The following is a 20,509-nucleotide window of genomic DNA, read 5'->3' as shown; positions in this document are numbered from 1 at the left end:
CTAATAAAAATAATATGTTAGTATTGCAAGGCAGTGTAAGGATTTGAAATCATGAATATAGAGTTACTAGTTAGCAAAGCCAAGCAAGTATGTGATAACCGTGGTGCACGTTTTACCCCAATTAGAGAGAAAGTGTTTCGACTACTAGCCTCAAAGCAAGGTGGTGTAGGTGCTTATGATCTCCTTGAAGAGCTAAAGCTGACAGAGCCCGCAGCAAAGCCTGCAACCGTCTATCGCGCACTGGATTTCCTTTCTGAGTTGGGCTTTATCCATAAAATCGAAAGTACCAATGCGTTTATGCTTTGCCATCATTTCGACCATATGCACCCCGTGCAATTACTGATCTGTGACAGCTGTGGAAACGTTCAAGAGTTACACTCTAATACGATTTCTCATGAACTAAACAACCTAGCAGCTGAAACGGGGTTTATAGTCACCGAGCAGACCATAGAAGCTCATGGCCGTTGCGAAAATTGTAAAGATTAAGTGCAGTGGAGTAAAAAAACACTACACTTAATAAAAACAGCAACACAAATTTATTTAAAATGCGTAAGGGAAAATCCATATGAATGTAGAATTCATCAACCCCTTTTTATCATCTCTTATCAATGTATTAGCTACTATGGCACAAACTGAGCTAACCCCTGGTAAGCCAAAAGTCAAAAAAGATGAGGTAGCACAGGGTGATGTCTCGGGTGTAATTGGTATGGTTGGCCCACAAACAAAAGGCTCATTTTCCATCACATTTGAAGAAAACCTAGCATTGACTATTATGGAGCGGATGCTTGGTGAACGACCTGATTCAATAAACGAAGACGTCACTGATATGGTTGGCGAAATCACCAATATGGTTACTGGCGGTGCCAAAAATTTACTTGGCGAAAAGGGTTATGAGTTTGATATGGCAACCCCTATTGTTGTTTCTGGTGCAGGGCATACTATCACCCATAAGTGTGATGGCCCTAAACTCATTATGCCTTTTACCTCTGCTGACGGTAATGCCAATATTGAAGTCAGCTTCGATAAGCTCGCTCAGTGACGAAAAGATGTTTGTGTAGTCTATGAGTTGGATCCAAAAACAAATAACTCTAAAGCCTCGTAATCGAGGCTTCCATTTAATTGATGATGAAATCATCAGCCAGCTACCAGAATTACATCATTATGAGGTGGGGTTGCTGCATCTATTTATTCAGCATACCTCAGCCAGCCTGACGGTGAACGAAAATGCAGATCCTACAGTGCGTATGGACATGGAGAGCCACTTTAATCACTTTGTACCGCAGAAACAGAGTTATTATCGCCATGACTACGAAGGTGATGACGACATGCCGGCACATATTAAGTCGAGCACCTTAGGTTGCGAAATGACGCTCCCAATTTATCAAGGTTGTTTGCGGTTAGGTACTTGGCAGGGTATCTATTTAGGGGAACATCGCGACTACGGTGGTGCAAGACGCATCGTAGCCACATTACAGGGGCAAAGGAGTTAAAACCCAGTTTAACTCCTACTCTTCAATATCGCTTAGGTGATATATTCATAACTGACTCTGGGCGTGACATTACAGAGTAATTCATAAGCGATAGTATCCGCACATTGTGCAATTTCTTCCACCGGTAAGTGAGGCCCCCACATCTCGACTTCATCCCCGACAGCAATATCATCTAAGTTGTTACCGATATTCACACTGATCATATCCATAGATACAGAGCCGACAATACCGTAACGTTTATTTCTGATCACCACAGGTGTACCTTGCTTTGCATGACGAGGATAACCATCTCCGTAGCCCATTCCTATTACTGCAAGGTAGGTATCCTGCTCACTTTGCCAACGTCCACCGTAGCCTACTGCCTGATGGGCTTTAACGCGCTTAATCGCGATAACTTTGGTGGTCAATCGCATCACGGGTTGTAAACCATGTTGGTTACCAACGCAATCTAGCATCGGAGATACGCCATAAAGCATAAGTCCTGGACGGATCCAGTTCCCGTGAGAGCTGGGCCAACCAATTATACCAGCTGAGTTTGCCAAGCATAGTGGCGCGCTGTTACCAGACACTAACGTATCAAACAGCGTTTGCTGCTCTTGTGTTTTACTATCTTTTGTATCATCAGCACAGGCAAAATGCGTCATGAGATGGATTTGTTCGGCCACATTTTTAGAGCGTTTAAGACGAGAGTAAAAGTGTTCAAACTCTTCTGGCTCCACCCCTAAGCGGTGCATGCCAGTATCGATTTTTAGCCAGACCGTAAGCGGTGCATCTAGGTTTGCCTGCTCAATGGCTTCGAGCTGAGAAATGTCATGAACAATGGTTTGCAAGTTATTGGCTAGTAAAATAGGTAAATCTGAGGGATCAAAAAAACCCTCTAACAGCACAATTGGCTTTGTGATCCCACCCGTTCTCAGTGCTAACGCCTCGTCCACTCTAGCCACAGCAAAGGCATCTGCATCTTGGAGGTGCTGTGCTATTTTAACAAGTCCATGCCCATAAGCATTGGCTTTAAGTACAGCCATGACTTTACTGTTTGGTGCTAACTGTTGTGTTAACTTCAAGTTCTCTTTTAGCGCGGTTAAATTTATCTCAGCACTTGCTAATCGCATATTACTACTCAATTGAAGATTAATATTCGTCGTCTATTGCAGGGCCTGCATAGTTATCAAATCGAGAGTATTGACCTTGGAAAGTTAACCTAACCTTACCAATTGGACCGTTACGCTGCTTACCTATAATGATCTCCGCGGTTCCCTTGTCGGGACTATCGTCGTTGTAAACCTCATCGCGATAAATAAACATGATTAAGTCGGCATCCTGCTCGATGGAGCCAGATTCACGGAGGTCAGAGTTTACTGGGCGCTTGTCAGCACGCTGTTCTAGTGTACGGTTAAGCTGAGAGAGCGCAATAACTGGGCACTGGAGTTCTTTGGCAAGGGCTTTTAGTGAACGTGAGATCTCTGCAATTTCAAGTGTACGATTGTCAGATAAGCTAGGCACGCGCATAAGCTGGAGATAATCCACCATGATCATACTGATCCCACCATGATCGCGGGCAATACGTCTTGCTCTTGAGCGTACATCAGTGGGGGTAAGACCCGACGCATCATCAATATACATCTTGCCCTTTTCCATTAGCAGCCCCATGGTTGATGATAGACGAGCCCAATCATCATCATCTAATTGCCCTGTACGTACTTTGGTTTGGTTGATACGACCTAAAGAAGCAAGCATCCTCATCATGATTTGTTCTGAGGGCATCTCTAGCGAGTAGATCAGTACAGGTTTATCCTGCGTCATCGCAGCATGTTCAGCGAGGTTCATCGCAAATGTGGTTTTACCCATCGATGGACGCGCGGCAACGATAATAAGATCTGAAGGCTGCATACCCGCAGTCATCTTATCCAGATCACCATATCCAGTACTCACTCCTGTAACACCGTCTTGAGGAGACTGGTATAGCTCTTCAATTTTATCTACAGTTTTTTCTAAGATGTTATGAATGCTTTGTGGTCCCTCAGTGCTCTTGGTGCGCTGCTCAGCAATCTTGAACACCTTGCTTTCTGCTAAATCTAAGAGCTCGTGACTGTCGCGTCCTTCAGGGTTGAAACCAGCCTCTGCGATTTCATTGGCTACCCCTATCATTTCACGTACTACCGCACGTTCACGTACGATACTCGCATAGGCGTCGATATTTGCTGCACTGGGGGTATTTTTTGCAATTTCAGCAAGATAAGAAAAACCACCTATGGTTTCTAGCTGGTTGTTTTTCTCAAGGTTTTCAGAAATCGTGATTAAATCGATAGGTTGACCTAACTCTACCAACTTCTCCATAGCCTCAAAAATCAGTTTGTGGGTTCTGGTATAAAAGTCATGGGAAACCACCAATTCCGCAACACGGTCAAACGCTTCATTATCGAGCATCAAACCGCCCAACACGGACTGCTCGGCTTCAATTGAGTGCGGAGGAACTTTTAAGGTATCGACTTGTAGATCTGATTTAGCCATATCACAACATTGAAAAAGAGAAGGCCCTCTATTGTATCTGGTCTACTTACAAGTGCAAACCACAAAAGGCCAGAGTTTAGTTAAACTCTGGCCTTTTGTGGTGCTTGTATCCATCATGCGTGATTATTTTCGTTTTAATTCAATATTGCCACTGACAGTGTCGATTTCAACATCAGCATTACCACCGTTTAATACAAACTCAAGAGAGCGGGCTGGGCCATATTTGGCTTTTTTTGTCTCATCATCGCTTAATTCGTTGGTTATGCGTCCACCTGAATGAGCATTTATTTCAAATCGAGCTGACACATCACTCGGGAAATATAGTGCAATGTCTCCGCTCACACTCTCCATGTTAATTGCCGCATTATCTAAAAGCTTGTTGGTGTAGAGTTCAATCTCACCATTTACGGTCGATAAACGTAAATCTTTCAGCTCCGCCATTTTTAGCTCAACTTCACCATTTACGTTTTCTAGACGTAACTCCGTTGCTGTAGTTTGCGTTTTAATTTCACCGTTCACGGCGTTAAATCGTAGTTTCCCATTGGAGGCTACATCGTCAATATCACCATTTACTGTTTCAAACTGAATATTACCATTTAACTCTTGGCTATCTATGTCGCCATTTACAGTTTCTAGTGAGATCTTACCGCTGATCTTATTGACTTTGATATTACCGTTCACTGTTTTGATACTGGCTCCTGCGGTTAACTCCGCCGCTTCGACATCAACAATAACACCTTCAAAATCAAGCTCGCTGGTACTCGGCATATAAATCGTTAAATTCGAGCCACCACCTGTTCCCCAGCTATTGTAGCGTTTTGGCATTTCTACGATAAACTCTGTGATCTCACCCGAGGTCTCTAACTTATAGCCTTCGGCCTTATCATCAAGCTTGCCGCTCACCTTAAACAGGTTTTTATCCCATGTTTTAATGATGACATCACCACGTTGGTTCTCAATAATAACTTTGCCGTTAGCAGGGATGGACAGTTCTTTATCGATAGATTCTCCAGCCAATACCAATGTTGGCAGTGCTGCAAGGCCAAAAATTAATGCTTTCATTTTAGTTCTCCTAAATTTGTTGCCAACGAGGTTCATGAACCTTATTAATTAAATCGAGTTGCTGTTGATAAACCTGAGCAAGCATATTTAGTAGTGCAGCGTTTTCAGGGTCTTGCTTTAACGCAAGCTTTACTGCCTGCTCAGCTTGTTCAAGTTCTTGCAACTGAGTTTGCCAATCTGAGGTTAGGGCTGGTTGCGTCTCATACTGCACAAGCAAAGATTGTTTTTGCTGCTCAAAAAAAGCACTGATATTTGCCAATGAATCCTGTTTTGGTTGACTCATTATTACTTGCCAAGCAAGAAGACCCGCAAAAGTGCAAGCGGCAATACCAGAAAGCTTTTGCCAATTACTTTGTTTTGGCGACTGCACAGGCTGCGCTTGATTAATCGCGCGCTCAACACCTTGCCATAAATCGCGCTGCGGTGCTGGCTGCGACTGCTCATCATTCAGTGCGGTATGCATAAATTCATCAAATGATGGTTTAGTCATTGTTGTACCACTCCTGTAATAGATTTCTGGCTCTGTGATATTGCGATTTACTCGAACCTACAGCCATATTCAACATATTGGCAATTTCCTCGTGGCGATACCCTTCAACGGCATGTAATACAAAAACCAATCGCGCACGCTCAGGTAATCTCACAATCAGTTTGTCCAATCCGTTGAGCTCTCCAAGCTGCTCAGCACCTTGTTCATCAAGCCCCGATTGTTCAAAGCTCACCACCTTTTGAAACCAGTTTTTTTGCTTTCGAAGGTAGCTGATAGCAATATTACTCGCCACACTGTGGAGCCAGGTCGAAAATTGTGATTGCCCTTTAAATTGATCAATCTTTTGCCACACTTGCACAAAAACTTCCTGACAAGCATCTTCCGCGTGAGCAGGCTCAGCTAACAATCTCAGGCATAATGCATAAACTCGACGGTGGTGCTGTTCAAATAGCTCACGGAATGCACCTTGATCCCCCTGTTGACATCTAGCCACTAGCGCATCAGTTTGTTCTTGTGAAAATGCCGCTTTGGCATTAATTATCATGCGTTTGTTCCTTTGGGTTGATACTTCATCTTCGCATATCACATGAAACAAACAAAGCCACCAACGCCCAATTACTCATTTCAGCTTTTTCTTTAATACCAAATTGCTTAACTAAACTTTCTATTTTGAGCAAGTATCAAGACTAATTGGTATAAGTACAGGTTTAGACGCAAGCTAAATGAGAAATGGTTTAAAGAAAGATAAAAAAATGTGCAACAACTCAAATAATACCAATTTGCTTATGCGAATGAATGGTATCAATTTGATGCTTCTTGCTCTTCAACCTCATACGGTTTGTAGTGCCAGCCTTTGAAGATCAACTTCGGCTTTCCACCTGATGGTGGCTGCACACCAATTCCTGCATTTTTCAGTGCTTGGTCAAAGTGAATCCCAGTGCCGCCAGTACCAGTAATTGAAGCGCCTCGAACTGTCCCATAAAATTGTCCACTGCCATTTAGTAAGATAGTAGTCAAAGGCGAGTAAATTGCAGCGTACAAAGAAGAGGCCCCGCTAAACACAAATCCATTTGGCTCATCAAAAGAGGAGTAAACACTAAATACTGGTAATCCGCTCTCAGTCAACCCCTCTTGCTCTGCGACTACTTTTGCACTTGCACCAATTGACACTTTTCCCGTAGTAAAAACAGTGAGCGAGCTGCCTTTTTCGATCCAAATTTGGGTGTTCCCCGATAATGTCATGTCACCATCAACCAGCCAGATCACATCACCGCCAGAGACCTTTATTTGACCATCAGAACCAAGCTTTAAACTTTTAAATGGAAATGCTAGCTGAGTGCGTTCTGTTGCAGCTCCTAAGTTTTGATCGATGCCTTGAAATAAGTAAATTGCTTTTTCTTTGGCGACATAAACATGAGTGCCATTACGCTCATACACCGCCTGCTTTGGCTTAAAGTGTAAGATCTGTCGGGCGCCAACCTGTAAATCTGTATATTGATTATTAGGATCGATAATACTATTCATGTTGAACGGCAAAGCGAGCGGATCACATTCTTTATTGGGCTTAGCCGGATCATAATCTGGAGAATCTGGATCATAGACTTTTACCGGCTCAACCACTAAATCTTGCACCCTAAACCTAGGATCCGAGTAATGCACTCCATCTTGTAGCTGTAGCCCTGTATCTTTAAATTGACCACTACCGGCATACTGGATGTCAAAAGCATCCCCCTGCTGATTAAGTATCTCAGCGCCCCACTCCATTTGCGCATCTCCCATTGCGCGAACATAGCCAGTTATTTTTCCACCTCTATGTTTGAAAAAGCCACGGCTATAGACATTTCCCTCAACTCGAATACCACTGGATGAAGGCGAAATATCCACCCCAGTATTCGATCTTACATCGCCAAGGATCGGGGATGAACCTTTTAAATAGACTATCCCGGATGCTTGCACATCACCTTTAATTGGCGAATGTCCAGACAGCACTACATCAGCATCACCAACTACAGTATGCACATCGCCATCGTTGCTTTTGGTTTCTTCGTAAGTGCCTTTTGATGAATCATAGCTGTCTACTGCGCCACTACCTGATAGGTTAACACCTTTACAGCCTGTTACCGCATTTTGAAAAATAGATGCCTTTGGGGCTGGCTGTAGCTCAAAGCGTGCAACCAATCTATGATTGGCATGTTCACCATAGCGTTGACCTAAACTTTCAACGCTGAACTCATTACCACTTGTGGTTACCGATATATTAAAACGCGAGTCATTGATGGCACCATCACCTGTTGTACTAACGCCAGCAACCAATTGAGCAACACTCGTCGGGTTATTTATTAATGACTGCTCCAATCGCTGGCGGTATTCTCTTATCCCCTGCTCAGCTACTAATCGGGCATTAATATCTTTTTGGAAATTACCGCTTAATCTCTCTTGTACAACACCTTCCTTGAGAGAAGCAAATACGACAACACTCGCCATGCCACCAAGCAGCATCACCTTTACTAGTGTAAAACCTTGTTGTTGTTTCATTGTATTAGCTACCTAATCCAGCGTAAAAATTCATTTGTATGCCTGCACCATACTGCAAAGGAAAACGATTACCTTGGATTGTCACCGTGATCAGCTGGCCATTGATGGTAAATGCCAACCCTGTCACGCCTTTTAATAAATTCACATCTCCGCTGCCACGGTCACATACTAAATACTCACCTTGTAAAAAGTAACGCTCAGTATAATCAGTTGATGGAACGCTACCATCACAAGCAGGGACACCAGCTAACTGATCGATACGAATATCTGTCGCGGACACTGTAGGGATACTTTGTGTCTGTTTAATGCTGCGCATCATTACCCGATTGGTATAGCGAATGATTTCTTGTGAAGCAGCAAGTCCCTGGCTTGTTGTTACAGTCTCTTTAATTGACGTGTAAGACGCCGCTATTCCTGTAACTAATATCAGGCCAACCACCATAGCAATCATCAGCTCAAGCAAAGTATATCCTTTATGGCTCATCAGCTACCTCCTGGCGGTGGTGGGCATGTATTCGCAACATTTGGATAGCTAGCAGTTAAAGAAACTTGATTTTCTGCAGGATTGTCTACTCTGTTATCCTGCCAGCTCACCGTAATCTGCATTTTGTTACTATAAATCGCAGGCAGAATTAGCGTAAAACGATCATCAATTGGATGTAGTTGCTGGATCAAAGGGTTTGCCGCAGTCATATCACCATTATTGTGCTGTAACTCACACAGCAAAGGCCACATTCTTTCAATCGCGTTTTGCCCATGTATTAATGCCATAGTGTATTGAAAACTATTGGATGCAAACTGCAGTGACTTTAATTGTGTTGCAGCAAGGCCTAGCAGCATCAACCCCGCCACTAACATCGACACCACAACCTCAATAAGTGAAAACCCTTTATTTAGCTGCAATTTTGCTCTGCCTCACCTAACCAACTCTGACCGCTCACCAGTACGCACAACCGGTAGTCCTGCGTATTTGTCAGGTTATCTGTAATAAGTATATTATTTGTCGCTAATACTTCACCACTTTCGCGTACTATTTGGTCTGCCAATGCCACTTCTATTGAGCTGTGTTTAATCGTAAAACGGCCCACTTCTGTTAACTGACCATTTTCTGTCGTTTTAATTACCCAATCACCACTTTCAATAACCAAAGCAACTTGTTGTTCACGTCTGACGGCTTCGCTCCTAGCTAAACGAAAGATGGCCTGTAATTCATTGGCATGAGTAGTCACTCTATCTTGCTGAATTTGCTTAATAAAACTAGGTGCAGCTACTGAAGCCAAAATGGCTAAAATGGCCATAGAGATTAACAGCTCAAGCAAGGTAAAGCCGCGGCGACACTTACCAACAGTCATTATTATTTGCTCCTTGGTTTCCCTGATGGTTAATACTTAACACACCACATCTATCTGCTGCTTGTGCTTTACCTGCTATTGGTGTGGCAGTGAGCCGATAGCTTAAGTTTCGGTACTGACCAACAGCACCATTAGGTTTATCTAGTGGAATGTAAGCAAAGGAATACAGATCTGATTGTGGCAAATTAGGCATCAAGTCCGCATCAGGGTAGCCACCATTGCGACTATAAATGCGCTCTATCACAGCAGCAGTTTCTAGCAATTGTTGCTGTGCTTGAGAACGATTTGCATCTTGAACGTATTGCACATACGACGGATATGCAAAGCTTGCTGTAATCGTCACGATAGCCACTGCTATTAACAACTCAGTTAATGTAAAACCTTTATTCACAGGCATTTATATATTCCACCACCAATTTGATAGCGCTGTCATTAGACTTACTTTATGACAGACAAAAGACAAAGAAAAGGACAAGCCTATAATATGTAAACATAACATGAAGCAAAAGTTTCTAGAAAGGAAACCTATTACACCATATTACAACTGAACTACCTCGTTTTTCGAGGTATCCGTTAGCGAGAGGATCATCCATGTCATACCTGAAATTGGTATGAATAAGATTATTATTATGATTTTTTTTGAAGGGGCACTTAATATAGGTCAATTAAGTGATAAAAAGCCGTGTATAAAAACACACGGCTTTTTTGGGCTTAATTAAAAATTAAGCTTCAGCGATTACGATTACTTTGATCGTAGCTGTAACGTCAGAGTGTACTTGGATAGCTACGTCGAACTCGCCAGTCTCACGGATAGTACCAAGAGGTAGACGAACTTCTGACTTAGATACCTCAACACCTACTGCAGAGATAGCATCAGCAATATCGCGAGTACCGATAGAACCGAATAGCTTACCTTCGTCACCCGCTTTAGAAACTAGAGTTACTTCAGCTAGTGCTTCTAGTTTTTCAGCGCGTGCCTGTGCAGCAACTAGCTCTTCAGCGATTTTCGCTTCAAGCTCAGCGCGACGTGCTTCGAAAGTTTCAATGTTAGCTTTAGTTGCAGGAACTGCTTTACCCTTAGGGAATAAGAAGTTACGTGCGAAGCCAGATTTAACATTAACCTGATCACCTAGGCTACCTAGGTTTGCAATTTTGTCTAGTAGAATAACTTGCATGTCTCTACACCTTTTAAAAACTAGTAATCAGCTGCTTACTTGTGTAAGTCAGTGTATGGAAGAAGGGCTAGGTAGCGAGCACGCTTAATAGCAGTTGCTAGCTGACGCTGGTATTTAGCGCTAGTACCTGTGATACGGCTAGGTACGATTTTGCCACTTTCTGTTACGTAGTTTCTAAGAGTAGCCAGATCTTTGTAATCAATTTGTTGTACGCCTTCCGCTTTGAAACGGCAGAACTTACGACGTCTGAAATAACGTGCCATGAGTAATTTCCTCAATTAATTCTTTCAATATGTTGTGCGTGCAATACTAGCTGACTTAAGCCATTTCGGCTCTCGTGGCGATTTATAAAACCGCGAACTTGTAATGCTTGCCCAACGTATAAATGCTCAGTTTGGTTTCGGAACTGTTCTCCACTGGCAACCACTTGAATACGCACGTAGGCATTTCGAGTTAGGTCAGCCTCTAGCTGCATTGATTTGTGCTCAAGTACAAATATACAGTGCGGGATCCCAGCTGGGCTTTGACTAAATTTAGGTGTTTTACAAATCACGCCCGAGAGCAGATATTGATTGGTATACAGGTCAACCTGAGTACTCACCATTACCTCGAAAGGTTAGTCAAATCCGAAATCAACAACGATTAAGCAGAAGCTGCTTCTTTTTTCTCTTCTTTTGCAAGAGGAGATGCTTCAGTTACTGCATTTTTAGTACGCATAACTAGGTTACGAAGCACTGCATCGTTGTAGCGGAAAGAAGTTTCAAGCTCGTTGATTACTTCAGTTGGTGCTTCAACGTTCAATAGAACATAGTGTGCTTTGTGAAGCTTTTCGATTGGGTAAGCCAGTTGACGACGACCCCAGTCTTCTAGACGGTGGATAGTACCGCCAGCTTCAGTGATAGCACCAGTATAACGCTCGATCATACCAGGTACTTGCTCACTTTGATCTGGGTGAACCATGAATACGATTTCGTAATGACGCATGGATATTCCTTACGGTTAGTATAGCCTTGTCCCGTTTCGGCCAGTCGGGGTAAGGCAAGGAACGATAATAGTAGGGCCGAAAGAGCGCGTATTTTACGTGCCGAACTAAAATTAAGCAATCAGTTTATTGCAAAAATTTGGTGGAATATGGGTGTATTTTAAAAGCGAATAGGAAGTGTTTGATGAATATAGAAATTTAGAAGAGTTGGAGCGGCACACGAGGTTCGAACTCGTGACCTCGACCTTGGCAAGGTCGCGCTCTACCAGCTGAGCTAGTGCCGCATCACAATATTTAGCTCTGGATTTATTGGTAACTACGCAAGGTCGCGTTGATTACCTACTGCAGCTGAGCTAGTGCCGCATCACAATATTTAGCTCTGGATTTATTGGTAACTACGCAAGGTCGCGTTGATTACCTACTGCAGCTGAGCTAGTGCCGCATTACAATATTTAGCTCTGGATTTTTTGGTAACTACGCAAGGTCGCGTTGATTACCTACTGCAGCTAAGCTAGTGCCGCATCACAATATATTCTTTATTTTTACAGTCGAATATAAACTGAGAGGTTTGGAGCGGCACACGAGGTTCGAACTCGTGACCTCGACCTTGGCAAGGTCGCGCTCTACCAGCTGAGCTAGTGCCGCATCACAACTTTTAGCTCTGGATTTGTTGGTAACTCCGCAAGGTCGCGTTGATTACCTACTGCAGCTGAGCTAGTGCCGCATCACAATATACTCTTTAATTTTTACAGTCGAATACAAACTGAGAGGTTTGGAGCGGCACACGAGGTTCGAACTCGTGACCTCGACCTTGGCAAGGTCGCGCTCTACCAGCTGAGCTAGTGCCGCATCACATTATATTCTTTATTTTTTCAGTCGAATATAAACTGAGAAGTTTGGAGCGGCACACGAGGTTCGAACTCGTGACCTCGACCTTGGCAAGGTCGCGCTCTACCAGCTGAGCTAGTGCCGCATCACAATGTTTAGCTCTGGATTTGTTGATAACCACGCTAGGTCGCGTTGATTACCTACAGCAGCTGAGCTAGTGCCACGCTTGGGCTAAAAACCCCGCAGAGCTTGTCGTCTCAAGCGGGGCAGGATTCTACAAGATAAAATTTGCTTTGCAAGTATTTTTTTAAACTTTGAAGAATTTTTCTTGATACACCTTTAATTCCATAATGGAATCTTTGATGTCATCTAAGGCTAAATGGGAGCTTTTCTTTTTAATTTCACCTAATAACTCAGGTTTCCAACGTCTTGCTAGCTCTTTTATTGTACTTACATCTAGGTTGCGATAGTGGAAGTAAGCTTCTAGCTCTGGCATGTATTTGTTGAGGAATCGACGGTCTTGCCCAATCGAATTACCGCACATTGGTGAAGCACCTGGTGGTACCCACTCTTTCAAAAAGTCCAACGTCTGCTTGATTGCATCGGCTTCTGTGTATTTACTGGCTTTACAGCGATCGGTAAGACCTGAACGACCGTGTTGATTAGTACACCACTCATCCATTCCATCAAGGAGCTCATTACTTTGATGAATTGCCACTACAGGACCTTCAGCTAAAATATTGAGATCACCATCTGTTATCACCGTCGCGATTTCTAAGATTTTATCTGTTTTTGGTTCCAGCCCCGTCATCTCGAGATCGAGCCAGATCAAGTTTGATTCATGAAAAGACATACATTACCTTAGCGGTACTTTCCTTTAGATCCAATGCAATTAGATATATCATATTAGTTTAAACACTCGACCTAAAGCTTTTTTTACCATGCACGGCGTTTTATTGATTTATAGCCTAAATTTAAACGCTCTGCACGCTCAAGCTTAAACAGATTATAGACATGGCAAAGAAAAAGAAACTCAGTAAAGGCCAATCCCGACGGATTAGAGCTAATCATCAGAAGCGTATCGATAAAGCGAAAGGGACAGAAGTGTCTGATGTTTCATGGCAAAATGACAACCTAGGACCAACAGAAGCGGCAGTGGTGATCAGCCGCTTCGGGCAACATGCAGATATAGAAACCACAGAGCAAGAGATTTTGCGTTGTAATATACGCCGCACCGTGAGCAGCTTGGTTTGCGGTGACGAAGTTATTTTTCGTCGTGCCAAGGTCAGTGATGGCGACCTAGCCGGAGTCATTGAGGCTGTACATGAAAGACGTACACAACTTACTCGCCCCGACTTTTATGATGGTGTAAAAGTCGTCGCTGCCAATATCGACCAGATATTGATGGTATCAGCAGTTGTGCCTGAGTTTACCCCACAGATCATTGACCGCTATTTGGTTGCTTGTGAAGACATGGGGATTGAGCCAATTTTGTTACTAAACAAAATTGACTTGCTCGACCAAGAAAGCTTGGATTACGTTGATGAAGTGTTAGATATCTATCGTGAGCTTGGTTATCGCGTGCTGTTAGTCAGCACCAAATCAGGTGAAGGCATAGATGAGCTGAAACATATCTTAGAAGACAAAAATAATATTTTTGTTGGTCAATCTGGTGTGGGTAAATCGACGCTCGTTAATACTGTACTCCCAAATGCCGATATCCTGACCAAAGAAGTCTCCGAAAATAGCGGCTTAGGGCAACATACAACAACAGTATCACGCTTACATCACCTCCCCTCTGGCGGAAACTTAATTGATAGCCCGGGGATCCGTGAGTTTGGCTTATGGCATCTAGAAGTTGAGCGAGTGACTTGGTGTTTTAAAGAGTTTAGAGAATTTATTGGAGGTTGTCGTTTTAGAGACTGCAAACACCTCAATGATCCCGGGTGCCTTATCCAAGAAGCCGTCGATGAAGGAAAAATCAGCGAACTGCGCTTTGAAAGCTACCACCGCATTTTAGAGTCTATGGCAGATGGTCGCGCAGGTGCGCGAGCTCCGAGAGTCTGATAATATTTGCTAAATTGGCTCAACCCGTTGAGCCCAACGGCTACTAAGTACCTTAGTGGCAAGACTACAATTAGGAACTGTTAAAAGTGAATTTGGATAAACTAAAAATTGCCATGCAGTATGCATTACCTAAACATGCGGTTTCTCGTTTGGTTGGTAAGCTTGCAGCAGCAGAAGCCGGTGCATTAACAACAAAGCTTATTAAGCTATTTATCAAACAATATAAAATCGACATGAGTGAAGCTCTGCACGAAGATCCAGCTCACTACAAAACCTTCAACGAGTTTTTCACTCGCCCTTTGAAACCAGGGATCCGTCCTCTTGCTGAAGAAAGCAATATTTTAGCTCACCCTGTTGATGGTGCGATTAGCCAGTTAGGTGACGTTGTCGATGGTCAAATCATCCAAGCTAAAGGCCACAACTATAGCCTGCAAACTTTACTTGGCGGCAAAGAGGAAGATTTTACCCCTTATATAGGTGGTAAGTTTGCCACTATCTATCTTGCACCAAAAGATTACCACCGTATTCATATGCCAATTGATGGCACACTGCGCAAGATGATTTATGTGCCTGGTGATTTATTTTCGGTAAATCCTTTGACTGCACAAAATGTGCCTAACTTATTTGCGCGCAACGAACGTGTAGTTGCCATTTTTGATACTGAAATTGGACCTCTTTCTATGGTATTGGTAGGTGCAACCATAGTTGCCAGTATTGAAACTATTTGGGCAGGGACCGTCACTCCGCCTGCGGGTAGAGATGTGTTTACTTGGACATATCCAGAGACTGGTGACAATGCAATTAAGCTGAAAAAAGGCGAAGAAATGGGTCGCTTTAAGCTCGGCTCAACAGTGATCTTAGCGTGGGGCGCTGAAAAAGCGGACTTCCTTGACGGTCAAAACCCAGAAACAGTAACACGTATGGGTACACCGTTTGCAAAAATAGCAGAGTAAATTACTGTGAATGTGGCGGCCTGTTTTTCCTCACTACAGGCTTCCATATTTAAGTTTTCAAAGATGTCGTTTAGACCACTTTTTAGAACTCAAATATTTGGGCAGCTAATAATTAAAGTGCGGTACTTAGAAACAATATTAAATTTTAACTTTCCCCTTATCTAAAGTAACTCCACAGCACAGAGAAAGTAGCATTGACAACGTTGAAATAACTTCGTAGTTATAGGTTTTGACCTATAAAAGGATAGTTAAATGAAAAGTACTCTACAATCAGTGCTCACTCTTGTTTCACTTTTTACTGCTACAGGCTCTGTTGCTCAATGTATTATGAATGAGCAAGGTTATGCCAATGTTTCAGGTAGTTACATCTGTACTAGCGTTTGTCAAAGTGAAGGAAAGGAAGCTTATGTCACACAAAAAGGAGAAAAGCTTTTATTCATTAATGAAGCTTTAGAAAAAACACCTGGGGTTATATCTAAGCTAGAGGGCACTGCTAACAATATTACCTTTAAGATTACGAACAATTGCCAGCAAATTGAATTTAGTAATGGCACAGTTTGGCTTCGGAAATAGCTCCGTTCAAAGTAAAATTGCTTTAGCTTAGAATAAACTTCATTTTTAAATAAACCCCAATCATTAAATGAATTTTAATAATTGGGTTTTTTTTGGCTTTATGTATTACTATTTAACCTTATACAACGGTTATGATTAGCTGCACTCGCTACAGCTATCTTCCTTGACTAGTAGTAATTGGTGCTGAACTAGTGTCAGCGCATCTATGTAAGAAAAGTAACTCCCTTGATGATGTCCAAGTAGCACGTTTACAGCAAGTAATGCCTGCTGCGCGCCAATGATCCCAAGTATTGGACTCAATACGCCAAAGTTACCGCAGTTTTCCGTTGGAGCTTGTGAGTCTGTTGGGAAAATACAAGCATAGCAAGGTGACTTGGCTCTAAAATCAAAGCACATTAATTGCCCTTGGGTGGCAATAGCTGCGCCTGCTATCAGCACCTTATTTGTTTGATAACAGTACTTATTGAGCAAATAACGGGTAGTAAAGTTATCACTACAATCTAATATAACATCGGCCTCACTAAGCAACTCAGCTATATTTTCTTGGGTCAAGCGTGCATTAATCGGTGTAAGTGTTATGTCGTTATTGAGACTCGCCAGCACCTTTGCCGCAGCTTTAGCCTTTTGCTGGCCTAAGTGATTCACTTTATACAAAATTTGCCGCTGTAGGTTAGACAACTCAACTTCATCGTGATCAATAAATGTAAGCTTACCAATGCCACTGGCAGCAAGATAAAACAGCGCTGGACTTCCCAGCCCGCCGCACCCAACAACGGCAACATGTGCCTGCTTTAAAGCCAACTGTCCTTGTTCGCCGACCTCTTTTAATAGCAAATGGCGACTGTATCTTAGCCGCTCTTTGTCACTCAGCTCAGTCATGCTGTGTCATCGCCTGTTTTAGTTCAAGTACAGCTTGCTGTGGGTCTTGGGCTTCAGTAATTGCTCTGACCACCGCAATACTAGAGACGCCTGTTGCAACCACTTCCTGTGCTCGGCTAAGATCAATACCACCAATGGCGACGGTTGGATAGACAGGCTCCATCAAAGGAACAAAGTGCGTCAGCTTTTCAAGCCCTTGGATTTGACCTGTCATGTCTTTGGTTGTCGTTGGATAAATTGCACCAAAAGCCAAATAACTGGGACGATAGTTATGCGCTCGGAGCATTTCATAAAAACCATGGGTAGAAATACCTAAGCGCAGCCCCGCTTCTTGAATAGCAGCTAGGTTTGCTTTATCAATATCCTCTTGGCCTAAATGAATGCCATACGCACCGTGTTTAATTGCTAACTGCCAATAGTCATTAATAAACACCTTTGCACCGTACTTTTGTCCAAGTGCTATGGCAGTTTGTATTTCTGCTTCAAGATTGGCTTGCTCTGGGTCTTTAATCCGCAGCTGAACCGTATCGACCCCCATCGCGAGGCACTTTTCCACCCAATCCGCGCTATCTACCACAGCATAAAGTCCAATGGGGTCGTCAATGCTGGCAAAACCTGCGGCAAAGTTAAACTCCTCTGGTAAGGTAAACTCTAATTCGTCCGCAAGCCAAGATCCCGCTTCAACCACTTGAGGGTAATCATTGAGCGTCACAGGGAATCCCGTGTGCGCTACAGGTCCCACCCCTTCCCCATATCGTATTGCCGCTTTTAATCCCGCATTGATATAGGCTTTACCAAGAATAAAGGCATCTTTAAACGGGTAGCCCTTAGCGATACAAGATGCCATAACTGACGATAAACTACACCCCGTGCCATGACTATGTGGGGTTTGAATTTTTTCGTTTCCGAGCCAATATTCAGTATCCGCTTCTACGCCATAATCAATGCAGTAACCTTTCGGGTAATCCCAATGTCCCCCTTTAATGATCACCGACTTTACACCGAACTCTCGCAGTTTGGCAGCCGCCTCTTTTACCGCCTCCGGGCCAATTAAATACACGCCAGTCAGCAGCTGAGTTTCATGCGTATTGGGCGTTATAACATCCACCAGCGGTAACAAGTGGGTTTTTAACGCATCAACCGTATCCTCTTCCGTTAACGCGTCCCCACTGGTCGCAATGGCAACAGGGTCGTAAACCACGATTGGCGGCTTTACCCATGTTGCTTTGTAATGTGTTAAATGCTCAGCAATAAGTTGGATTTGTTGCACATTGGCAAGCATGCCAATTTTTATCACTGTCGCAGGCATATCTTGCGAAAGTGCTGTTAGTTGAGATTCGATAACTGTAGTAGAAACAGGATTTAACGCCTCAACTCCTAAACTATTTTGCGCGGTTAGCGCCGTTATTACTGTACAGCAATGGACATTAAAGCTCTGCGTTGCTTTGAGATCAGCCTGAATGCCTGCGCCACCACCAGAATCAGAGCCTGCTATACTCCAAACAATATGTGACATAAAAAAGCTCCCTATGTAGTTATCCGCAACTCAAGTTAATTTGCATGCCAAAAAGGCATCCCAAGGGTTGGTGTAGAGGGCGATGCCACCTCTTTTTGCGGCATTGCTTTTGCTAAATAAGATAGACGCCCTGCGACTGTGCTGGCTTCAAATGCTTTTGCCATAGTAATAGGACAACCCGCCCCAGCCACCGCCGAATTAAGTAATACCGCATCATAACCCAACTCAAGTGCCTGACAAGCATGAGACGGCAGGCCAAGCCCGGCATCGACAATCAAGGTTTGATGAGGCAAACGTGTGCGGATAGTTTGCAAGTTATATGGGTTTAACAGCCCTTTCCCTGTACCAATTGGTGCGCCCCAAGGCATTAAAACCTCGCAGCCTAACGCATCCAAGCGCTGACACAACACCAAATCATCAGTGCAATAAGGCAACACTTTAAAACCGTCTTTTAATAAGATTTCGGTGGCTTCGAGTAATGCAATTGGATCTGGTTGCAGGTTATATTCATCGCCAATAAGTTCAAGTTTAATCCAATCAGTGGCAAACACTTCTCGACACATCTGTGCCAGTGTCACCGCTTCTTTTACGCTGTGACAACCTGCGGTGTTCGGCAAGACGCGTAGTCCCATCTCCTTGATTAGCGACCAAAAGTCATCACCAGCCTGCTTTGTTTGCTGGCGTCTCAGCGACACAGTAACAATTTCAGCACCCGAGGTGGCGATAGCCGCCTGCATGACTTCAGGAGAAGGATAAAGCGCTGAGCCAATTAGCATTCGACTCGTAAATTGTTCACCATAAATGGTAAGTGGCGTATCAGCCAAAGACTGCATAAATCACCCTCCTTGAATTGGTGATAAAAGCTCAACCTTATCACCGTCGTTCAGTGTCACGCCTGGCAGCTCTGTGCGAGAAACAAAGGTACCATTGAGTGCCACGGCAAAAGGCGGCCTCGCACCTTTGGCTGTGATAAACTCCTGAATAGTTTGCTCGTGGTCGATATTAATCGTTTCGCCATTAAATTCGACTTTCATAATAACTCCTTAGATAGTGCTTGTTGCACAATAAGTGGTGCCAGCAGATAGCCGTGCCGATAAAGACCATTGATACTGATCACATTGCCTTGTTGGTCAATTTTGGGGTGATTATCTTTAAATGCGGGCCTAAGTCCGGCTAATAAGGACAATACTCGCGCTTCAGCAAATCCACGATGCACTGAATAAGCAGCAGAGAGTAGTTCAAGTGTAGAGCGCACAGTGATCTCTGCACTGTCTTGCGACTCAATTTCCGTCGCACCAATCACGAACTGATGATCCGGCTTTGGTGCAATATAAATAGGATACCTTGGGTGCATCAAACGCACAGGTCGAGTCAAGGTCACTTCAGGGGCAAAAATTCTAGCTACTTCTCCACGCACGCCACGAAGCCCTTCACATTTTACTTTTGCACCAAGACCGCGACAATCAATAACCCAATCATACGAGTGACTCAGCTGCGCTTTTTTCGCCTCATCACAATGAACCCCGTAATTAATTTCTACACCTTGCTTCAGTAGTGTTGTAGTACTACTTTGATAAAACGCCTGATTATCCAGTTGGCCTTCGCAAGGTAAATACAAGCCTTGGTGGAACACGCCCCCCAACTCCGGCTCAAGTTCGGCTATTTGAGCACCATTCACCGTTTCCGCACGATGCTCTTTTAACGGCTTTAAGCGCTGCTGAAAACTCACCAAGTCACCACGATCTTGCGCATGGGCAACAATTAGTGAGCCTTGCTGTTGAAAAAAGACTGGGCTGTCGAGTTTAGCAAGTATTTGCGGCCATAACCTCATCGACTCAAGCCCTTGTAACGCCAAAGCTTCAGTACATATCACAGACTCAGCCAACGGCGCTAACATAGCCGCTGCGACACTCCCAGCTGAAGACTCAGCACCTTGCTCTGCTTGCTCAAATACGCTGATCTGATAGCGCTTTGCAAGCATCAATGCGGCGATACGCCCAGTTAAACCAAAACCCAAGATAGCAACACGTGCTTGAGTAGACATCGCTACACTCCTAAAATGAGCCACCTCACAGACATCAAAGTGGCTACGATGG

Annotated in this window: 26 protein-coding genes and 4 tRNA genes; 6 read left to right on the top strand and 24 right to left on the bottom strand. The window is 43.7% G+C overall.

Annotated features, from left to right (window positions below; all coding sequences use genetic code 11):
• The first annotated feature begins 51 nt into the window (after positions 1–51).
• The 3 genes from zur to J8Z24_RS02440 all read left to right on the top strand — a co-directional run bounded on the left by zur (position 52) and on the right by J8Z24_RS02440 (position 1,490).
• Positions 52–486, top strand: a complete 435-nt coding sequence (zur, locus tag J8Z24_RS02450; protein WP_125250995.1) for a zinc uptake transcriptional repressor Zur — start codon at positions 52–54, stop codon at positions 484–486.
• A 79-nt stretch (positions 487–565) separates the two neighbouring features.
• Positions 566–1,039 (top strand): chemotaxis protein CheX, encoded by a 474-nt coding sequence (locus J8Z24_RS02445; RefSeq protein ID WP_125250994.1) that lies wholly within the window; start codon positions 566–568, stop codon positions 1,037–1,039.
• A 22-nt stretch (positions 1,040–1,061) separates the two neighbouring features.
• Entirely contained in the window at positions 1,062–1,490 is a 429-nt protein-coding gene (locus J8Z24_RS02440; RefSeq protein WP_176032424.1) for a secondary thiamine-phosphate synthase enzyme YjbQ, read from the top strand.
• Positions 1,491–1,522: 32 nt separating this feature from the next.
• On the opposite strand, the gene alr is transcribed toward J8Z24_RS02440, so the two are convergent.
• The 19 genes from alr to orn all read right to left on the bottom strand — a co-directional run bounded on the left by alr (position 1,523) and on the right by orn (position 13,278).
• Entirely contained in the window at positions 1,523–2,602 is a 1,080-nt protein-coding gene (gene alr / locus J8Z24_RS02435; protein ID WP_128732449.1) for an alanine racemase, read from the bottom strand.
• Between the two features lie 19 nt (positions 2,603–2,621).
• Complete coding sequence (gene dnaB, locus J8Z24_RS02430) at positions 2,622–4,001, bottom strand: replicative DNA helicase (protein ID WP_125250991.1); 1,380 nt, start codon at positions 3,999–4,001, stop codon at positions 2,622–2,624.
• Between the two features lie 123 nt (positions 4,002–4,124).
• A complete protein-coding gene (locus J8Z24_RS02425) occupies positions 4,125–5,063 on the bottom strand; it encodes a DUF4097 family beta strand repeat-containing protein (protein WP_128732448.1) in 939 nt (312 codons plus the stop codon).
• Between the two features lie 10 nt (positions 5,064–5,073).
• On the bottom strand, positions 5,074–5,553 hold the full coding sequence (locus J8Z24_RS02420; RefSeq protein WP_128732447.1) for a hypothetical protein: 480 nt from the start codon (positions 5,551–5,553) through the stop codon (positions 5,074–5,076).
• On the bottom strand, positions 5,546–6,097 hold the full coding sequence (locus J8Z24_RS02415; protein WP_125250988.1) for an RNA polymerase sigma factor: 552 nt from the start codon (positions 6,095–6,097) through the stop codon (positions 5,546–5,548). The genes J8Z24_RS02420 and J8Z24_RS02415 overlap by 8 nt, the downstream gene beginning before the upstream one ends.
• Positions 6,098–6,354: 257 nt before the next feature.
• Positions 6,355–8,088, bottom strand: a complete 1,734-nt coding sequence (locus J8Z24_RS02410) for a DUF7305 domain-containing protein (RefSeq protein ID WP_176032425.1) — start codon at positions 8,086–8,088, stop codon at positions 6,355–6,357.
• Between the two features lie 4 nt (positions 8,089–8,092).
• Positions 8,093–8,572, bottom strand: coding sequence for a PilW family protein (locus tag J8Z24_RS02405; protein WP_176032426.1), 480 nt, complete (start codon positions 8,570–8,572; stop codon positions 8,093–8,095).
• A complete protein-coding gene (locus tag J8Z24_RS02400; RefSeq protein WP_147390762.1) occupies positions 8,572–8,991 on the bottom strand; it encodes a type IV pilus modification PilV family protein in 420 nt (139 codons plus the stop codon). Before J8Z24_RS02400 ends, J8Z24_RS02405 begins: the two co-directional genes overlap by 1 nt.
• Positions 8,982–9,440: a GspH/FimT family pseudopilin gene (locus J8Z24_RS02395; protein WP_128731275.1), complete on the bottom strand. Its 459-nt coding sequence runs from the start codon at positions 9,438–9,440 to the stop codon at positions 8,982–8,984. Before J8Z24_RS02395 ends, J8Z24_RS02400 begins: the two co-directional genes overlap by 10 nt.
• Positions 9,427–9,837: a type IV pilin protein gene (locus J8Z24_RS02390; RefSeq protein WP_125250983.1), complete on the bottom strand. Its 411-nt coding sequence runs from the start codon at positions 9,835–9,837 to the stop codon at positions 9,427–9,429. The genes J8Z24_RS02395 and J8Z24_RS02390 overlap by 14 nt, the downstream gene beginning before the upstream one ends.
• A 325-nt stretch (positions 9,838–10,162) precedes the next feature.
• Positions 10,163–10,615, bottom strand: a complete 453-nt coding sequence (rplI, locus tag J8Z24_RS02385) for a 50S ribosomal protein L9 (RefSeq protein WP_099640397.1) — start codon at positions 10,613–10,615, stop codon at positions 10,163–10,165.
• A gap of 35 nt (positions 10,616–10,650) precedes the next feature.
• Complete coding sequence (rpsR, locus tag J8Z24_RS02380; protein ID WP_002962753.1) at positions 10,651–10,878, bottom strand: 30S ribosomal protein S18; 228 nt, start codon at positions 10,876–10,878, stop codon at positions 10,651–10,653.
• Positions 10,879–10,889: 11 nt separating this feature from the next.
• Positions 10,890–11,219, bottom strand: a complete 330-nt coding sequence (gene priB, locus J8Z24_RS02375) for a primosomal replication protein N (protein WP_088531731.1) — start codon at positions 11,217–11,219, stop codon at positions 10,890–10,892.
• A gap of 38 nt (positions 11,220–11,257) precedes the next feature.
• Entirely contained in the window at positions 11,258–11,599 is a 342-nt protein-coding gene (rpsF, locus tag J8Z24_RS02370) for a 30S ribosomal protein S6 (RefSeq protein ID WP_010368810.1), read from the bottom strand.
• 206 nt (positions 11,600–11,805) lie between these two features.
• Positions 11,806–11,881, bottom strand: a tRNA-Gly gene (locus tag J8Z24_RS02365).
• A 285-nt stretch (positions 11,882–12,166) separates the two neighbouring features.
• Positions 12,167–12,242: transfer RNA gene (locus J8Z24_RS02360), tRNA-Gly, on the bottom strand.
• Between the two features lie 128 nt (positions 12,243–12,370).
• Positions 12,371–12,446 (bottom strand) — tRNA-Gly (locus J8Z24_RS02355).
• Between the two features lie 48 nt (positions 12,447–12,494).
• Positions 12,495–12,570, bottom strand: a tRNA-Gly gene (locus J8Z24_RS02350).
• 162 nt (positions 12,571–12,732) lie between these two features.
• Positions 12,733–13,278, bottom strand: coding sequence for an oligoribonuclease (gene orn, locus J8Z24_RS02345; RefSeq protein ID WP_125252243.1), 546 nt, complete (start codon positions 13,276–13,278; stop codon positions 12,733–12,735).
• A 161-nt stretch (positions 13,279–13,439) separates the two neighbouring features.
• On the opposite strand from orn, the gene rsgA reads away from it, so the two are divergent.
• The 3 genes from rsgA to J8Z24_RS02330 all read left to right on the top strand — a co-directional run bounded on the left by rsgA (position 13,440) and on the right by J8Z24_RS02330 (position 16,018).
• A complete protein-coding gene (gene rsgA, locus J8Z24_RS02340; protein WP_147391243.1) occupies positions 13,440–14,492 on the top strand; it encodes a small ribosomal subunit biogenesis GTPase RsgA in 1,053 nt (350 codons plus the stop codon).
• A gap of 86 nt (positions 14,493–14,578) precedes the next feature.
• Entirely contained in the window at positions 14,579–15,445 is an 867-nt protein-coding gene (gene asd, locus J8Z24_RS02335; RefSeq protein WP_128731277.1) for an archaetidylserine decarboxylase, read from the top strand.
• Positions 15,446–15,697: 252 nt separating this feature from the next.
• On the top strand, positions 15,698–16,018 hold the full coding sequence (locus tag J8Z24_RS02330; protein WP_176032427.1) for a hypothetical protein: 321 nt from the start codon (positions 15,698–15,700) through the stop codon (positions 16,016–16,018).
• Between the two features lie 135 nt (positions 16,019–16,153).
• Here J8Z24_RS02330 and J8Z24_RS02325 read toward each other — a convergent pair whose 3' ends face one another.
• The 5 genes from J8Z24_RS02325 to J8Z24_RS02305 are packed head-to-tail and all read right to left on the bottom strand — an operon-like array spanning position 16,154 to position 20,457.
• Complete coding sequence (locus tag J8Z24_RS02325; protein ID WP_176032428.1) at positions 16,154–16,897, bottom strand: HesA/MoeB/ThiF family protein; 744 nt, start codon at positions 16,895–16,897, stop codon at positions 16,154–16,156.
• Positions 16,890–18,413, bottom strand: coding sequence for a thiamine phosphate synthase (gene thiE / locus J8Z24_RS02320; protein ID WP_252095191.1), 1,524 nt, complete (start codon positions 18,411–18,413; stop codon positions 16,890–16,892). The genes J8Z24_RS02325 and thiE overlap by 8 nt, the downstream gene beginning before the upstream one ends.
• A 35-nt stretch (positions 18,414–18,448) precedes the next feature.
• Positions 18,449–19,246, bottom strand: coding sequence for a thiazole synthase (locus J8Z24_RS02315; protein WP_128731280.1), 798 nt, complete (start codon positions 19,244–19,246; stop codon positions 18,449–18,451).
• 3 nt (positions 19,247–19,249) lie between these two features.
• Positions 19,250–19,447 carry a sulfur carrier protein ThiS gene (gene thiS, locus J8Z24_RS02310; protein WP_176032431.1) on the bottom strand — a complete coding sequence of 66 codons (198 nt, stop codon included), beginning with the start codon at positions 19,445–19,447 and terminating at the stop codon, positions 19,250–19,252.
• Positions 19,444–20,457, bottom strand: coding sequence for an FAD-dependent oxidoreductase (locus J8Z24_RS02305; protein WP_176032432.1), 1,014 nt, complete (start codon positions 20,455–20,457; stop codon positions 19,444–19,446). The genes thiS and J8Z24_RS02305 overlap by 4 nt, the downstream gene beginning before the upstream one ends.
• Positions 20,458–20,509: the final 52 nt, after the last annotated feature.

The sequence above is a fragment of the Pseudoalteromonas sp. SCSIO 43201 genome (assembly GCF_023716725.1).
GTDB lineage: Bacteria > Pseudomonadota > Gammaproteobacteria > Enterobacterales > Alteromonadaceae > Pseudoalteromonas > Pseudoalteromonas peptidolytica.
The sequence above is the reverse complement of the archived record's forward strand: the minus strand, read 5'-3'. Positions and strand labels throughout refer to the sequence as shown.

Bases quoted from the DNA above. Each gene is read 5' to 3' on its own strand.
- dnaB (WP_125250991.1), bottom strand. From the start codon at position 4,001: ATGGCTAAATCAGATCTACAAGTCGATACCTTAAAAGTTCCTCCGCAC.
- J8Z24_RS02415 (WP_125250988.1), bottom strand. From the start codon at position 6,097: ATGATAATTAATGCCAAAGCGGCATTTTCACAAGAACAAACTGATGCG.
- thiS (WP_176032431.1), bottom strand. From the start codon at position 19,447: ATGAAAGTCGAATTTAATGGCGAAACGATTAATATCGACCACGAGCAA.
- J8Z24_RS02445 (WP_125250994.1), top strand. From the start codon at position 566: ATGAATGTAGAATTCATCAACCCCTTTTTATCATCTCTTATCAATGTA.
- zur (WP_125250995.1), top strand. From the start codon at position 52: ATGAATATAGAGTTACTAGTTAGCAAAGCCAAGCAAGTATGTGATAAC.
- J8Z24_RS02410 (WP_176032425.1), bottom strand. From the start codon at position 8,088: ATGAAACAACAACAAGGTTTTACACTAGTAAAGGTGATGCTGCTTGGT.
- orn (WP_125252243.1), bottom strand. From the start codon at position 13,278: ATGTCTTTTCATGAATCAAACTTGATCTGGCTCGATCTCGAGATGACG.
- rpsR (WP_002962753.1), bottom strand. From the start codon at position 10,878: ATGGCACGTTATTTCAGACGTCGTAAGTTCTGCCGTTTCAAAGCGGAA.
- J8Z24_RS02395 (WP_128731275.1), bottom strand. From the start codon at position 9,440: ATGACTGTTGGTAAGTGTCGCCGCGGCTTTACCTTGCTTGAGCTGTTA.
- J8Z24_RS02315 (WP_128731280.1), bottom strand. From the start codon at position 19,246: ATGCAGTCTTTGGCTGATACGCCACTTACCATTTATGGTGAACAATTT.
- alr (WP_128732449.1), bottom strand. From the start codon at position 2,602: ATGCGATTAGCAAGTGCTGAGATAAATTTAACCGCGCTAAAAGAGAAC.
- J8Z24_RS02305 (WP_176032432.1), bottom strand. From the start codon at position 20,457: ATGTCTACTCAAGCACGTGTTGCTATCTTGGGTTTTGGTTTAACTGGG.
- J8Z24_RS02330 (WP_176032427.1), top strand. From the start codon at position 15,698: ATGAAAAGTACTCTACAATCAGTGCTCACTCTTGTTTCACTTTTTACT.
- J8Z24_RS02440 (WP_176032424.1), top strand. From the start codon at position 1,062: ATGAGTTGGATCCAAAAACAAATAACTCTAAAGCCTCGTAATCGAGGC.
- J8Z24_RS02390 (WP_125250983.1), bottom strand. From the start codon at position 9,837: ATGCCTGTGAATAAAGGTTTTACATTAACTGAGTTGTTAATAGCAGTG.
- priB (WP_088531731.1), bottom strand. From the start codon at position 11,219: ATGGTGAGTACTCAGGTTGACCTGTATACCAATCAATATCTGCTCTCG.
- rsgA (WP_147391243.1), top strand. From the start codon at position 13,440: ATGGCAAAGAAAAAGAAACTCAGTAAAGGCCAATCCCGACGGATTAGA.
- rplI (WP_099640397.1), bottom strand. From the start codon at position 10,615: ATGCAAGTTATTCTACTAGACAAAATTGCAAACCTAGGTAGCCTAGGT.
- J8Z24_RS02325 (WP_176032428.1), bottom strand. From the start codon at position 16,897: ATGACTGAGCTGAGTGACAAAGAGCGGCTAAGATACAGTCGCCATTTG.
- rpsF (WP_010368810.1), bottom strand. From the start codon at position 11,599: ATGCGTCATTACGAAATCGTATTCATGGTTCACCCAGATCAAAGTGAG.
- J8Z24_RS02420 (WP_128732447.1), bottom strand. From the start codon at position 5,553: ATGACTAAACCATCATTTGATGAATTTATGCATACCGCACTGAATGAT.
- J8Z24_RS02425 (WP_128732448.1), bottom strand. From the start codon at position 5,063: ATGAAAGCATTAATTTTTGGCCTTGCAGCACTGCCAACATTGGTATTG.
- J8Z24_RS02405 (WP_176032426.1), bottom strand. From the start codon at position 8,572: ATGAGCCATAAAGGATATACTTTGCTTGAGCTGATGATTGCTATGGTG.
- thiE (WP_252095191.1), bottom strand. From the start codon at position 18,413: ATGTCACATATTGTTTGGAGTATAGCAGGCTCTGATTCTGGTGGTGGC.